6 protein-coding genes are annotated in these 16,245 nt (G+C 42.1%); 1 reads left to right on the plus strand and 5 read right to left on the minus strand.

From position 1 onward, the window contains the following. Window positions 1-20 precede the first annotated feature (20 nt). The 4 genes from EWV66_RS11765 to EWV66_RS11780 all read right to left on the minus strand — a co-directional run bounded on the left by EWV66_RS11765 (window position 21) and on the right by EWV66_RS11780 (window position 11,169). Window positions 21-5,462, minus strand: a complete 5,442-nt coding sequence (locus tag EWV66_RS11765) for a type I polyketide synthase (protein ID WP_287107794.1) — start codon at window positions 5,460-5,462, stop codon at window positions 21-23. 195 nt (window positions 5,463-5,657) lie between these two features. Further along, complete coding sequence (locus tag EWV66_RS11770; protein ID WP_287107795.1) at window positions 5,658-9,452, minus strand: AMP-binding protein; 3,795 nt, start codon at window positions 9,450-9,452, stop codon at window positions 5,658-5,660. A 93-nt stretch (window positions 9,453-9,545) separates the two neighbouring features. Then, entirely contained in the window at window positions 9,546-10,208 is a 663-nt protein-coding gene (locus EWV66_RS11775) for a nitroreductase family protein (RefSeq protein WP_002776854.1), read from the minus strand. Between the two features lie 31 nt (window positions 10,209-10,239). After that, window positions 10,240-11,169, minus strand: a complete 930-nt coding sequence (locus tag EWV66_RS11780; RefSeq protein ID WP_002732692.1) for a VOC family protein — start codon at window positions 11,167-11,169, stop codon at window positions 10,240-10,242. A gap of 340 nt (window positions 11,170-11,509) precedes the next feature. Between EWV66_RS11780 and EWV66_RS11785 the strand changes: the two genes are divergently transcribed. Beyond that, on the plus strand, window positions 11,510-12,952 hold the full coding sequence (locus tag EWV66_RS11785) for an AAA-like domain-containing protein (RefSeq protein WP_052277742.1): 1,443 nt from the start codon (window positions 11,510-11,512) through the stop codon (window positions 12,950-12,952). On the opposite strand, the gene EWV66_RS11790 is transcribed toward EWV66_RS11785, so the two are convergent. Beyond that, window positions 12,949-15,666, minus strand: a complete 2,718-nt coding sequence (locus EWV66_RS11790) for an AAA-like domain-containing protein (protein ID WP_287107796.1) — start codon at window positions 15,664-15,666, stop codon at window positions 12,949-12,951. The two genes, EWV66_RS11785 and EWV66_RS11790, sit on opposite strands and share 4 nt — an antisense overlap. Between the last annotated feature and the right edge of the window lie 579 nt (window positions 15,667-16,245).

Consider the following 16,245-nt stretch of genomic DNA (forward strand, 5'->3'; position numbering starts at 1 on the left):
AGGGTTTGAGGTCTGCTTTTCTAGCTTAAGGAATTTAATTCCTGTAGCAGTAAATCGGACAATTCTTCTAGGGATAAATCTTCTTCGTTGAGGGGATCAATATTGCTATCTTGATTTGCTCCTATTGCTAAGGGTTTTAAACTAAAGTCAAGGTCAATAACTTCAGTTACCAGATAATCGACCAAACTGGTCACTGTTGGGTATTTAAAAGTGATAGTTGCCGCCAGAGATTTACCTAAATCCTTGGCTAAACGATTGCGTAATTCCACCGTCATTAAAGAACCCATTCCCAACTCAAAAAAACCTTGGTCAACTTGGGTAAATTCTCTAGCCGGAATAGCGAGAATTTCCGCTACAATCCCTTGAACATGAGCAGTCAAAGCCGCAAAACGCTCCTCAATTGGTACTGTCCTTAAGACATCAATAAAATTATTGTCTGGGGTTAATTTTGGGGCTGAAAAACTCTGGAAATCTCGTAATAAAGGCGGAATTTTTTGATTCTCGAAACTGTTAAAAAAGCTATTCCAATTGAGAGAAGCGACAGTTACCTGTGTCCGAGAAGTCGTCAGCAATGTTTCGAGGAGATGCAAACATTTTTGGGGATCAAGAGGGGTAAAACCCTGTTTAATTAGCCTTTTTTTCGCTTTTTCGCCTAAATTTTCGGCCATACCACCCTCTGCCCAGGGACCCCAATTAACGGTCAGGGCCGGCAGTCCTTGCGCTTGACGATAATGGGCTAGACTATCTAAAAAGGCATTAGCACTAGCATAATTACTCTGTCCAGAAGACCCTAACACCGAGGCCATCGAGGAAAAATTAATAAACCAGTCTAAATCAACTTCTTGACTGAGGAGATGCAAATTCCAAGCTCCGAGTATTTTGGGGGAAAAGACGCGCTCAAATTTCTCCCAAGTCTGTTTGGATAAGCTGGCATCCTCTAACACCCCGGCCGTGTGAATAATGCCTTTTAAAGGGGGTAACTGTTGCTCGATTATCTCAAAAGCCCGACGCATTTGGCCAAAGTCGCTAACGTCGGCGGCAAAAACTTCTACATTGGTTCCCTCTTGTCGCCATTGGTCTATAATTGGTTGGGTTTCTGGAGTTATTCCCCGGCGACTCAGTAAGACGAGGGATTTTGCTCCTTTTTTCCTTAACCAATTAGCCACTTGCTGCCCTAAAGCCCCTAGACCACCAGTAATAAGATAGGTGGCATTTTCGGCAATTTCTCGGTTTTTTAGCGACGATTTCGGGATAAACCGCCCTAAACGAGCCACATAGCTCTGGCCTTGCCGCCAAACGATTTGATTTTCCTCCTCCGCACTTTGTAAAGATTGGAACACCTCTAGGGCTAAGGTGTGGCTATCCTGAAATTTATCTCCATCTAGACACAGACAGCGCAATTCTGGGTATTCTAGGGCAATAGTCCGTCCTAATCCCCAGAGGGAACTTTGGGCAAGGGCAATCACTGTGGGCTGAGAAGGAATGTATTGAGCCGATTGGGTGACAATATAGAGGCGAGGAGAGTAATTAACCTCTATTTTGCCTAGTTCTTGCACTATTTCCAGCAAAGTTCCACAAATTCGCTCCTGAGTGACGGCTAGGTTTTGATTATTTTCTAAAGCTTGGTCGTCATCGATTCCCCAGAGATAAATTAGACCTTGATAGGGTTTTTTGAGGAAATATTGCCAAGTCTGGCGATTGTTTTCGGTGATAAGTTGGCATCTATGCCCTTGTTGCGCCAATTTTTCGGCTAATTGTTGCCCTACTCCCTTTTTGTCGGCAAAAATTAACCAATCTCCTGTTTCTGTCCAATCCATTCCCGTCAAGTCCGTGGCTTGCCAAGTAATTTCGTATAAACTATCCTTGAGGTCGTTGGTCTGGGAAAAGAGGGTTTCTGGCCGGACCTGTTGAAAAGTTAATCCGTCAATTTGGCTAATTAATTGACCCGATTCGCTGAAAATAGTCAAATCAGCGATTAAGATGCCGTTTTGCAAATTGCTATGGCTGAAGCGACCATGACAGTATATAGAGGTGTCCTTAACTCCCGAAAAGGTCAATCGGTCAATATTAGTGGGAAGATAGGTGCTATTCCCTGCGGGAAATAGTGCCGACATAGCGTGAAAGCAACCATCAAGTAAGACAGGATGTAGCTGGTAATCCACCGCTTGCGAGAGTAGATGGGAAGAAAGTTGAATTTTTGCGACAATTTCGGACTGATTGCGGTAAAGTTCCTGGATAACTCGAAAACTTTCCCCATAGTTCACTCCTTTACTTAAACAGTCCTGATAATGCTGTGCAATTTCGATTTTTTGGTGACAACGGTTCCGGATATCTGTCCAATTGCAGCTGGGTAAGTCCTGGTTTTCATTGGTTAAATTACCCGATAGATGCAGTAGGGAAACTTCCCCTTCCCCAAGACTGAGAATCTGAAATTGTCCCCCCGCTAGTAAGCTTAACTGTACCTTTTTACTCTGGTTGTCTGAGAAAATTAAGGGTCGATTCAGACTCAATTGACCAATAGTAAACTGCTGATTGGGATATTGTTGACCAGCTGCCACTATAATCATCTCTAGATAGGCCGCGGCTGGGAAAACTACCTGGCCAAAAACTTGATGTTCTTGCAGATAGCTCGGAGAGCAGGGAGAAAGAGAGGATTGATAGTGGACATCCTTTGACCCCAATAGATGCAGCGGTTGCTGTAGGAGAGGGTGGAAAGCTGCTGCTGTCGGGGTTTTTAGCTGAGAATCAATGTAATCTAACCAATAGCGTTTTCTTTGGAAGGGATAGGTAGGTAAGGTTATTTTTTCGCGTAAATAATCCAGGTCGAATCCATTCCAGTCAATTTTGACCCCTTTTACATAAAGGGTCGCTAAACTTTGGAGCAGGGTTTCCCAATTCGACTGTTTTGGGGATAAACTAGCTAACCAGAGACCTTGGTCGGTGAGATTTTGCTGACCTAGGCTAATTAAAGTGGTTTTGGCACCAATTTCTAGGAATATTTCCGTATTTAACTCTCCTAATCTTTCTATACCCCGGGCAAACTCTACGGGAGACAGTAGATGATTAACCCAATATTGGGAAGTTGCTATCTCTGTATCGATAACATCCCCAGTCAGGTTAGAAATAAGGGGGAGACGCGGGGAATTATAGGTGATAGTTTCGGCAATCTTGGCAAATTCCCCCACCATACCCGTCATTAAGGGAGAATGGAAAGCATGGGAAACCGCTAAAGTCTGACTTTCAATGCCTCTCTGATTGAAGTTAGCGATTAAATGGTTAATAGCCTCAGTTTCGCCAGAAATGACTGTATTTTCTCGACTATTGACCGCAGCAATGGTACAGATGCCCCTAATCTTCCTCAGATGATTGGTCACGCTGTCGGAATCGGTAAAAATTGCCGCCATTATGCCGTTTTTCGGTAATGTCTGCATTAAGCGTCCCCGATGGGCAATTAACTTCAAACCGTCTTCTAAGCTAAAGACTCCCGCTAAACAAGCGGCCACATATTCCCCTAAACTATGACCGATGAGAGCATCGGGTTTCACTCCCCAAGATAACCAGAGTTGGGCGAGGGCATATTCCAGAGAAAATAGGGTAATTTGACTGTAAAAAGTCTGATTAATCAACTGACTGGTTTTTTCGTCCCCATACAACACTTGCAGTAAGGATTTCACCCCATAGCTCCGTAAAATTTCGTCACATTTCTCTAAAGTTTGGCGAAAAGTCGGTTGCGTTTCGTAGAGTTCCCTAGCCATTCCGGGATATTGTGAACCCTGTCCCGTACACATAAAAGCCAGTTTAGGGGCTTTTTTCGAGGTTAAAATACTTTTTTGACCTGAAAAGCGATTTTCATCCCTAATAAAGTCTTTTAAAGCTTGCTCAAGCTGTTTTTGAGCCAGAAAGGGAATAGCTAAACGATGCTCAAAATGCGATCGCCCAGTATTAGCGGTATAGGCCAGATTTGCCATGACCGTCTGGGAATTTTGACCTAAAAAATCGTAGTAGCGTTGAGCTAATTCCCGTAAGGCTGGCTCACTTTTCGCCGAAAGGGTAATTAAATGACAAGGACGTTCTAAATGAGGTTTTTCGTCACCAAGCCGCTCAAAATTGCTTTCCTCAACGATTAAATGGACGTTAGTGCCACTCATCCCAAAAGCGCTCACTCCAGCCCGTCGGACTCCTTCTCTGACCAACCAAGGGGTAAGAGTGGTGGGGATTTTGACCGGCAGTTTTTCCCAGGGAATATAGGGATTAGGGTTCTTAAAATGAAGATTAGGGGCGATTTGCTGATTTTGTAGCTGTAAAACTGTCTTAATTAACGCCGCAATCCCCGCAGCCCCTTCCAGATGCCCCATATTAGTTTTCACGGTTCCCAAAATCAGGGGATTATCTTGGCTATGACCCTGGCCATAAATTTTCCCTAAGGATAAAACCTCGATGGGATCTCCTAAAGATGTACCTGTACCGTGAACTTCGACGTATTGCAGATCTTTAGGTTGAATTTTCGCTCTTTCGAGGGCTTGTCTGAGTAAAGCTTCCTGTGCCTGACCATTGGGGGCGGTTAAGCCATTACTTTTTCCATCGTGATTGACAGCCGAACCGCGAATTTGAGCGAAAATAAGATTGCCATCTCGGAGAGCATCACTGAGACGTTTTAAGACCACGACACCGCAACCTTCGCCCCGACCATAACCATCGGCCGAAGCATCAAAGGTTTTACTGCGACCCTGGGGAGAAACGGCTTTTAATTTACAATTACTAATCGCAGTGGCTGGGGTTAACATCAGATTCACCCCCCCCGCTAAAGCGAGATTACATTCTTGGCCGCGCAGACTTTGACAGGCCAAATGTACTGCCAAGAGGGAGGAAGAACAGGCCGTATCAATTTGCAGAGTCGGACCGTGAAACCCAAATAGATAAGAGATTCTGCCGACGGCAATAGCGCGACTGGTTCCTAAACTGTTGTAAGCATCAATGTGATTGACTACGCCTTGATGAAAACATAATTGAGCATAATCATCGCGAAAAATGCCCATAAATACGCCAGTTTGACTATTAATCAAACTTTCTGGCGCAATAGCCGCATTTTCTAGGGACTCCCAACAGACTTCTAACAGTAACCGTTGTTGCGGATCCATGGCGGCGGCTTCCCGAGGTGAGATGCCGAAGAAAGCCGGGTCAAATTCGTCAACTTTGTCTAAAAATGCCCCTTCCCGACTATACATTTTCCCCGGAACATCGGCATCTTGGTGATAATAGTCGGCAATATTCCAACGTTCTAGGGGAATTTCTGTTACTGCATCGATGCCATTAACCAATAACTGCCAATAACTTGCGGAATCATTGACTCCTGCAGGAAAACGACAGCCCATCCCCACAATAGCGATGGGTTCGGTTTGCGCTTTGACCATTGCATCGAGGTGTTTGTATTGTTCTAAAAAAGCTTGTTTTTGTTGATTCATATTCCTAACAACTCTTGTCTTGTTATGTCACGTCACTTTCATCTCAGGTTATGCTTGGGAAAAAGTCACGGATAAGCGGGAAAAACCTTGATACTGTCGGGATGGAAAAATTTAGTGGCATAGTCACAATTGTCCCCGTGACTCCGAGGTGGGGGATAGGACAAGGGAAATTAGCTATCCTATCCCCACCAGCGATTAACTAAAGAAGGCTGAGATTTCTTCTTCGGATATTTGGGGTAAAACTGCTAAAATTTCGCTTTTTTCTCGATTATTTGCCGATTCAGCCGCCGTATTGCTTTGATTAATCTGGTTAGCTAAATATTCTGCCAAACTATCAATAGTGGGATAATTCCAAACAATGGTGGCTTCGACGGGGATTCCCGACCAATCGGCAATATCTTGGGCTAATTCCACGGCAAAAATTGAATCTAAGCCAAAATCAGCAAAAGACTGGCTGGTTTGGATAGTGGCTGGATTGACCTTTAATTTCTGGTGTAACCAATTACCTAACCACGTTTCCACCTTTTCGGGAGTTTGTTGGCTAAGAAGGGACTTTTTCGGACTAGAGGGGCTATTTACTCCGTCTTGCAGCGGTTGACTAGCAATTTCGACCAGAGAAGTTTCAGCTTGAGGATGAGTCTGTTTAGCTTCTGGTTCCAACATCAATAACTCGTCGAGTTGATAATCGGAACCCTCTAGACGTTGTTCGATATCATCAATAGATTGAGTATAATCGAGGATACGATCGCGGATAGTTGCCACCGAAGAAGCAAAGTTTTCTTCGGGTGTTCCCCGGAGAGCTTTCTGCACAGATAAATCAAACTGCAATTGACTCCAAGCTAGGGCATGACTGTACTTTTCCCCGGGGTGAATTTGGGCTATTTTCGCTGTTGTTGCTACTAAAGCGGCGTAACAACCCAATTCTCCGATTAAAGAATAAGCCCAAGCTAAGGCGGCAGAACGATCACCCCAGAGATTAGACTGGAGACAACGCTGATTAATAGATTGGGCAGTGGTGTGGAGTTGCAGGGCAATCTCGGGCGCTTCCAGAACTTTTGTCAGAAATTCGCCTAATTTGTCCGTATGGGTGATACTTTTGCCCAAAAAGATTTTCAAACTTTCGTTAGGACCTTCGCCAATTCGTAAAACTCTGGCATCCCGGAGAATTTGCGGGGCAAGATTAGTTTCCATGTAACCTCTACCCCCGAGCATCTGAACGAGACTATCGGCCGCTTCCCAGAGGTAATCAGCCCCCGTAATCTTGGCAATAACGGCCATTTCCCTGGGAACGGCAACTTTTTGGTCTAAGGCGGTGGTGATACACTTTAAGAGACTGGACAAGGCCACCGTAGCCCCAGTTAAATGGTCAAAACGGGCTAAAGTAATCGGACTTTCTAGCAATTTACCGGTAGCGATCGAACGACGACTGGCATAACGTAACATTAATTGTAAACAGCGTTTCATGCCGCCAACTCCCATCATGCCAATACCTAAACGGGCATAAAGTAAAGCATCGTCGGCGGGTTCAGTGCCATTGCCCAATTCTCCCAGCAATTGCTCTTTAGTGACTAAAACATCCTCAAAATAGATGGCATTTTGCATAATTCCCCGTAATCCCATAGTTAGGGATTCAGGTCCCAAACGCAGACCGGGGGTACCTTGACGGACAAGAAAACCTGTCAAACCGTTATTCCCCGGTTCTTCCGAATCAAGCAAACGGACAAAAACATTAATCATTCCGGCCCAAGCAGAACCATTCCAACGCTTAAGGCCGCGAATTCGCCATTTATCTCGGCCATCCGGCACTGCAACGGTACTAATTGCCCCGATATTCGCTCCTGCTTCCGGTTCCGTCATGCCAAAGGAGGATAATTGTCTTCCTGTGGCTAAAAGAGGTAATAATTCTTGCTTGAGGGAAATAGTCCCGTAGTTGAGCAGCGGACGGATACCTAAGCTGTTATTGAGACTGACCATCGTCGCCAGGGTTAAATCAATGGCGGCTAATTGTTCCATCACCTGCAAAAAATTGCGATTATTAAGGGCTATTCCCCCGTATTCTTCGGGAATCTGCATTCCCATCAGTCCTTGATTGCCAAAATCCATGACAATATAGGGCGGCACACAACGACGGTCATCAATCAGATGGGAATTAATGCGAGTTTTGGCGTAATCTCGCAACCAAGTCAAGATTTGCTCGGTTTTTTCTTGACTAGCGGTTTTGGAGTCAGCTTGGTGACTGCTGAGGGGGGGGGTTAGCGTCGGCATAGGGGATGAAATTAGTGGAAGTTGCTGGTTTAAATACTGTTGACGGCAAGCGTGGCGTTGAATTTTGCCGCTAGAAGTTTTGGACAGAGATGCGGGTTTGATAAAAGCGATATCATAAACTTGCAATTCGTGTTCTTGAAAAACCGCTCGACGAACTGCTTCTAGGGCTTTTTGCTGGTTAAAACGGCGAATTGCCGTTCTTTCCACCTCTTGAACCAGGACTAACTTTTCTTCTGCCTCGATTTCTACGGTAAAGGCGGCAGTTCCACTGGGGCAAAAGTCGGGATAGCATTGTTCTACGGTCTGTTCGATATCCTGGGGATAGTAGTTACCACCGCGAATAATCATCAGGTCTTTCAAGCGTCCGGTGATGTATAGTTGACCCTGATGAATAAAACCTAAATCCCCTGTACGCAAATAAAAACCCTGTCCGGTATCGGCGATAACTGCTTGAAAAGTTTTTTCTGTAGCTTCGGGATGTTGCCAATAGCCTTGGGCAACGGTTTTGCCTTTCACCCAAATTTCTCCCACCTGCTGGGAGGGACAGCGTTGACAGGTTTCAGGATTAACAATGACAATTTCTGTGTCGATTTCTGTTTGTCCACAACTGACTAAGGATTGAGAATTTGGGCTTTTTTCCGTAAAAACGATTTGATGACGGTTTAAAGCGGCTTTTTCAACCCAGCAGATTTGAGGAACTTGATTTTTCCTGACAGCAGCAACTTTTAAGGTGGCCTCGGCTAAACCATAACCCGGACAAAAAGCGGCAAACTCAAAACCACAGGGGGCAAATTTACGAGCAAATTCGCTCAAAATTTCCATTCTGACGGTTTCTGCGCCATTTAAAGCCACTTTCCAACTGCTTAAGTCTAAATCCGCCAGCTGTTCCTCTTTAATCTTGTCAAGACAACGTTTATAGGCAAAATTAGGGGCGGCAGTGTGGGTGGCCCTGTATTTGCTGATGGCATTTAACCAACCGAGAGGACGTTGTAAAAAGGAAACTGGGGACATTAGATAACAGGGAAATCCTCGATAAAAGGGCAGTAAAATGCCATAAATTAGCCCCATATCATGAAAAGTTGGCAACCATGTCACCATAACGCTCTTTTCATCGTGTTCCCAGCCTAAATCTAAATCTTGGAGGTTGGTCAAAAGATTCTCATGATTGACCATTACTCCTTTGGGAGTCCCCGTGGAACCGGAGGTGTATTGTAAAAAGGCTAAGGTCTCTGCTTTTATCTGAGTGGGGTGGTCTTCGGCTAAACTTTTGCCGATTAAGCTATCCGTAGCTAGAAAGGGAATGTCTCTGTCTAGTTGCCTTTTTAATTGGTCTAATTCCGATTGTGTGCTTAAAAGTAAGCTTGCTTGCGAATTGTTAAGAATAGAAGTTAAGCGAGCCATCTTTTGGTTTTTCTTGGGCAAATTAACTGGAATTGCCACTACTCCTGCTAATAAACAGCCGAAAAACCCAGTAATAAACTCTAATCCCGAAGGGTATGCTAATAAAACCCGTTCCCCCGGTAATAGAATGGATTGGAGACTATTGGCAATCGTTTGAGCTTCCAGAAATAATTCCCCGTAGGTAAGGCGTTTTTCTTCGGTTTCGCCATCGACTAAAAAGGTATAAGCCGTTTTTTGGGGTTGGTATTGGGCGCGATAACGAATAATATCGACTAAACTGCTTATTTCTGACAAATTAAGCTTAGTATCTAAACAAAGAGTCATTTTTTTACTCCCTATTATTAAATGGAATCGAAGACAAAGATTTAATCCTCTCGCACCGGGAAAAGTTTCTGGTGACGGGGGGTGACTAGAATTCTAGGGGTGATTTGGGCTTAAATTAAAGGTTTCTCCGTAAATTTCGCCATAGCAGAGCTTCTGAGTCCCAAAACGTCCCCCATACTCGCTCAAGGGTTCATCGGCGTATCCCAAGGCTAAGAGACAACAGACATCGACCGTATCGGGAATTTGGAAATACTCGCGCAAGGGTTTAGCCACAAATCCTTCTAGGGGACAACTATCCACCCCCAAGCTTTGCGCCGCTATCATGAGATAAGTAACCGCAATCATAACCTGTCGGTTGCTCCAAGCTTCTGGAGACTGATAACAGGGTTTAAATTGGAAAAAAGGCGGAATGGCCATGTGCATGAACTTGGCCCGTTTTTCGGAAATCGTCCCCTCTTGTTTTCCTAACTCAATTACTTGATTAATGTAACCACGATGGTTAACTTGGCGATCGCCACAACAGATTAAAACCACGGGTGCATCGACTAATTTATCTTGTTCAAAGCCGAATTCTCGCAATTTTGCCTTATTTTCTGGTTCTCTAACCACTATAAATCGCCATGGTTGCAAATTATAACTAGAGGGAGCTTGGAATCCCAAACGAAAAATTTCGGCTAAAATTTCTTCGGGAATGGCATCGGTGCGAAATTTACGAGTAGAGCGTCTTTTTTGAAATATTTCAGCAATATTCATCATCTAACCCCTTTTATAAGACGTTTTCAACGGTTTAACCTAAAAAACTTTCGGGAATCGCCGGTCCCCATTGATAGAGAATATCTAACCCACCCGCGTGAAGTTCTGGCTCGGTGGTTTGCTCAAAAAGATCCCCATCGGTAAAATGTTCAATGAGGCTACCGAAAGGATCTTGCCAATAGTCAAACACTTGACTTCCCAACAAATGGCGACCAATACCCCACACAGGAGTCCATCCTTTTTCTCGTAACCAATCGTGGCCGATTTTAATAGAGTCAAAATCTTGCACCTCGAAGGCAGTATGATGGACTTTGGGGTGAGAACCTTGCAACATGGCGATGGTGTGATGATCAACCCATTCCTCTCCCCGTTGACAACGAAGAAAACCCCCGACTCGTAAACTGGGATGGCCGTAATAAATTAAATCTGTTGCTTTTAAGCCAAAAGTCTGCTGATACCAGTGATAGCTTTCCTCAAAGTCTTTGACATCAATAGCTAGATGACCTAGACGTAAAATAGGTGCGGGTTCTTTTTTCGGCCTTTGGGTGCGACCTAAACGGGTTTTCCGACTAGCGTGATTCCATTGCAAGGGTTCAGGAATCGGCAAAGGTTCCACTTCCTCGATACCATAGACCAATTCTAGGTTAAAACCGTTGGGGTCAATAATTTTGATGCGCTGACCACCGCCGGGGGTGAACAGGGTTTCCACGGTCGAAGCGGAGGCTAAAGTGGCTAGTTCATGTAAGACGGATTCTGATGTCGCTTCTAGGGCAAAACTGACAAATTTAGCTTCTTTTCCCCATTCTACGACATAGACAAACTGTTTTTTGCCTCTAGCTCGCATATACAAGGCTGTATCGGTTTTAACTGCGGTAATCAGGCCAAAATCCCTCAAAAAACGTTCGCACAGGTCTAAATCCGGATGTTGATAGGTAACGTAGGCAATATCAGCAATTTTAGTCATAGTCGGTCATCCAGTAGAGTTGTCTAATTCGGCACAAAATAGCCAGACAGATATCGGTCAAAGTGCTGCCATAGCAAGGGTAAAAAGACTATTAAGAAAATCTGAACCTTGTTGTGGTTGATTATGGCATTGTGAGTACACCCACAGTCAAAGGCGAATTTTTCTTGCCCTCAATTGCTATCCCAGACTGGAGTTTGAGTAACTTGGGGGTGGAGAAAAACCTTGGGGAACTTCGGGGTTTTGCGGAAAATTTTTTTGAGAGATGTGGTCAAGGTTGTCTAGAGTACCTCGATAAATTGGACTTATTGAGAAAATATTCACACTAATTGAGAATAAACAAATGTCTAGAAAAGTTACCTATGGGGATATTCCCAGGCAAAGAACCAAATATCTGCTTAATGCTCTGTTAAAGTTTGCTAACTACGAGGTGGATAATTGTGAAAATCTGGCTATTAAATTTAGCTGGATTAATGAGAAAAAATTGAAAATTCAAGCCGAACTTAATGCTTTAGAAATGCTGACAGAAAAATGTGGTCAAAAGCTGGAGTCATGGCAAATTCGGGATGCTTTGACGGAATATCTTAACGAAAAGTTTTTAGGTATTTTGGAAGATCATCGTCTCAATAATCAAGGAAAAATTCGTACTTTTCAAATTACTTTTTGGCAACGGGGTCATGATATTTTAACTAACCTAAGGAGCTTTGATCAAGAGTGGGCAAACAAAAGTAAACATCAATCTCCCGCAATTGCTGCTATTCTCTCCTCTTTAGATGAGGAAAAACAACAGGATTATCAGACATATATTAAGGATTATGTAAAACGTCCACCTCTGGAGGAAAATTGTCTCAAAGTTCTTCAGCAAGAACAATCGTTGCTAAGAATTCGCGCACCTCATAATAGTGGCAAAACTCGTTTAGTTAATTGGTTAGTCCATCATCTCAAACAAGATAATTATCAACCAGTTATCATTGATTGTGAGGAGGAAAAAGCTACTATTGCCCTTAGTTGTGAAGACTTGCTGCTGTCGATTTGTCGTACCATTACCCAAGAATTAAAGATTAACGAATCTCTTCTCGATAAATTTTGGTCTCGTCCCGGAACTCCTGCCCACAAAACTCGACGATATTTAGAGGAATATGTTCTCCAACCCAGTGCTAATCCTCTGGTTTTTGTCTTTGAAAAATTTGATACAATTTTGGAAACTGAAACAATCGGTAATGAAATTTGTGGTATTCTCAGAAGTTGGCATGAAAGACGTTCCCAACCTTGGCGGAAACTACGCTTAATTATTATTCATTCAACGGAATTTTATAGCAACTACGATTTTTATGCCTCTCCCTTAATTGGTGTAGGTTATGTGGCTAGTTTATCGGATTTTAATGCGGAACAAGTTCTCACTTTCGCTCAAGTTAATGGCATTAATTGGACGTTATCAGATGTTCACAAGGTCATGAACTTAGTGGGAGGTAATCCTTATTTAATTAAGTTAATCTTGGTAAAATTGCAAGAAGGGAAGTCTCTAGAAAAGGTTCTAGATGATGCCTTGCAGGGACGAGAGCCATTTCAAAGTCATTTTTTCCTACTGATGAGATATCTGAAAAGTAATGCTAACCTACGGAATATTTTTAGGCAAATTCTTCAGAAAAAAGCTCTGACTCCGGCTCAAATGAAAGGAGAATCTGTCCAATTTTTGGAACGATTGGGACTGATCCACAAAAGTTATGATAACCTAGAGGTTCGTTGCAATTTGTATCAAGTATATTTTGACGACTTGCTTGATTAGTCTCGTTGAGATTCCAATTGAAACTGAATTGAGTTTTCAAGTTTTGCTTCTAACTTACTCTTAACCCTGACAGTAATTGGTTCTCGATTAGATTCGGATTCATTATCTACAAACCTGAGAGAATTGCCTGAGGTCAAACTGGCCGAAAGATTGAGGTTTTCTAAATATTCTTGTATCAACTCTGAAGAAATTTTATTCTGGGATTGCAAGGCTCTAATAGCAGCTATAAATGATTGGGCTGCATCATAACTGGTAGCGGTTCGCCAACTAATATCTTCTTTCCATAAAGCTTGAGCATCTCTGACAAAATTTTGGGACTTAATTAGATGGGAAAACCAAGGCACAGCCAAAACTAAATTATTAATAAATTTACCGCTATCAACCAACATTTCATGTTCATACATGGAATGACTCCCTAAAAGAACTAGCTTATTTTTCAGTTCTGGAGGGGTGCTGGTATTCAACTGTTCAAGAGTATGGGATAATTCTACTACCACAGAAGCTGATTCCAAACTGGGAAATAAGACAATTCCTCTAACTTGATCTTGGGAAAATGCTTTTAAAACTTCTGCGTCAATATCTAGGGAAGATGATAAATCAATTACTTTAGTGATTTTACCGCCTTTTTTTTGGAAAGCTTGATGAAACTCTTGAGTAAGTTCCTGGCTATCAATCTGGTTAGAATTATTAAAAATAATTACCTTATCTAGATCATGTTGGCTGGCATAATTAGCTAAAGTTTCACCAATTTTTTCATTGGTGATAACGGTTCTAAAAAAGTATTCACTCTCAATTACATCCGAGGAACTTGTCGAAGAAATTAAAGTAATTTTGGCTCTTTCATAGATAGGTAAAGCTGCTAAGGTGGCTTCACTAGAATAATGTCCAATTACTCCAATAACTTTGGGGTCTTTAACGATTTCCTTGGCGACTATCTTGGCAACTTTTTCATCATTATTATCATTGGCAATAACGATATTTAAAAATAAATTATTCGCACTTGTCGGTAATTGGCTATTAAATAAATATTGTGCTTGAGCAATCCCTTTAAGGATTTCTTGGGAAATTTCATTTTTTTTGCCACTGGGAATAACCACCGCCAAAGTCACATAATTATTACTTAAATAAGCGATAGCATTATTATAATAAATCAAGGTTTCTGCATCTTCAGGATGAGCAAAATAGGCTTTTTTGAATAACTGTTTAGCTTCCAAATAATTAGCATTTTTAAAAGCCAAAATACCCCGATCTTTATAAAAATTTTCCTGTTTAATAAGTAGCTTTTTTTCGCCTTGGCTAAATAGTTCAGGCTCCTTAGTATAGGGAATTTTATAAAAGTAAGGTAACAGCCATGACTGGTAGAATCCCAACCCAAGTAACCCTGTAACAATGCTAGTAAATATTCCCGCTGCTAACATAAATAAACGAGATTGTTTTTGACGAGTAATGCTTTCAGAGGCTGCTAAAAAACGATAATCGATACTATCTAATTCTTTATCTTCTTGCCATTTTTTAGATTCCTCTAACTTTTTACCTGTCAGTAAACAATTTGTATCGGTAAAATTTGAGTCTTCCCACTTAGCAATTTCCGATTGATAAGGACGACTAGCTGCTAATACATTATATAACCATTTTTGATTAAAAATTGCCTGATAAATAGCATTAGCCACTCTAAGATAGCCCTGATTATCGACGATAACTAATCCAGATAGTAATAATTCATCATGTTCTGGTGTGTTACTAGCTTTCACCAATTTACCTTTTAAAAGGTTGGCATAAACCCTTAGTAAATATCCTTGATCAGGATGATAAATCAGTCGCTCTCTTATACTTGATAAAAAAGCAGGTTCATCTTTTTTTTCCCAGTTATCAATAATGTGTTTATAAACAAAATCTCGCATCCAGGCTGATAAGAGAGACCGAGGTATTGTAACTTTAAACTTGGCAATTAAATAGCACAATTTTTGAGTTAGAAAAGGTTGACCATTAGTCCAGCTAAAAATTTCTTGTAGAATTTCTTGAGGGGAAACACCCAACCCTTCTAGTCCCTGCATCAAGGGTTGACAGTTATCTTCTAACGACAGTCCATTTAATTCAATTGCTTTACCAATATTGAAAGGAGTTCTTTGACTATCCTGAATTAATTGATTGGGGGTAGCCGTGCCAATTAAAACAAATGAAATACGATTAAAATCTGCATTAATGACTCGCTTTTCATGACAAGACCTAAGGTAAGCAAAAAAGTCATCAGTAGCAAAGGGTAGTTTTCTAACCACATCAATTTCATCAATAAAAATAACAATGTTGTTTGAAATTTTTATCAATAAAATTTCTTTAATAAACTGTCTAAGTAACCCAACATTAGAAACAGATTGACTGGCAATCCAAGATTCTAAATCCGTCATGTTTAGTTTTAATTGTTCGGCAATTTCAATAATTAAGGAATGATACCAGCTAGATTGATCTACTGATGTCCCCAATTCATTTAAGTCTATACGGGAACAGGCTACTCCTTGGACTTCAATTTGAGTTTGGATGCGTACCGTCAAACTCGACTTGCCCATTTTGCGAGAATTGAAAATATAACAATACTGACTGTTCATCAGAGCTTGGTACAGTTCCAGATCAGCCCTTCTATCCACATAGCTTGGATCGGAAGGAGATAAGGTACTAGAAAACTTATAAACATTCTCGGCGGTTGCGTTTTCTTGCATATTTCGGTATTTTATTGACCAGATAACCAAAACTTGGGTAAGTAATACCAGTTTGAACTACACTAACCCCGGTGATAAATCCAGAAAAAACCGCGCTCACTCATAGCCGATTATTGGTAAGCTAGTTCTACTCTGAATGAAATTGGCATATTTTCTTAGGGTAAACTCATCGGAAATTTTGGGTCTGAAACCCCGCCGTTCTAGGTTGGCTTTACGTTAGAATTAAAAGGCCAGTCTCGAAAACCAAGTGGACGGCGCAGCACCGTTCGGCTGAGCTCACGGCCGAAGCCTTGAAAACTCGGCTTAGGGGGTTCCGACCAGAAAAGCTTGGCCGGGTAAAAAGTCGCGCGCAACAAGTACAAGAAGCTAAGTACCTAGGCAAAATTATTTACACATGACGATCATTGCCCCGTAAGGGTTTTAGCTCGATCGGGCAGGTAATTAATTTTGCATGACTACTTATAGGCGGTCAACGTACCGTGGGACACACGGAATCGGGCTTCTGAAATGGGGCGAAAGTCTGTGGACTCTGTGTAAGACAGTACATGGTTTTTTAACTGTGGTATGCGACGGTGGTGG

Source organism: Microcystis sp. M_OC_Ca_00000000_C217Col (genome assembly GCF_007095585.1).
GTDB lineage: Bacteria > Cyanobacteriota > Cyanobacteriia > Cyanobacteriales > Microcystaceae > Microcystis > Microcystis panniformis.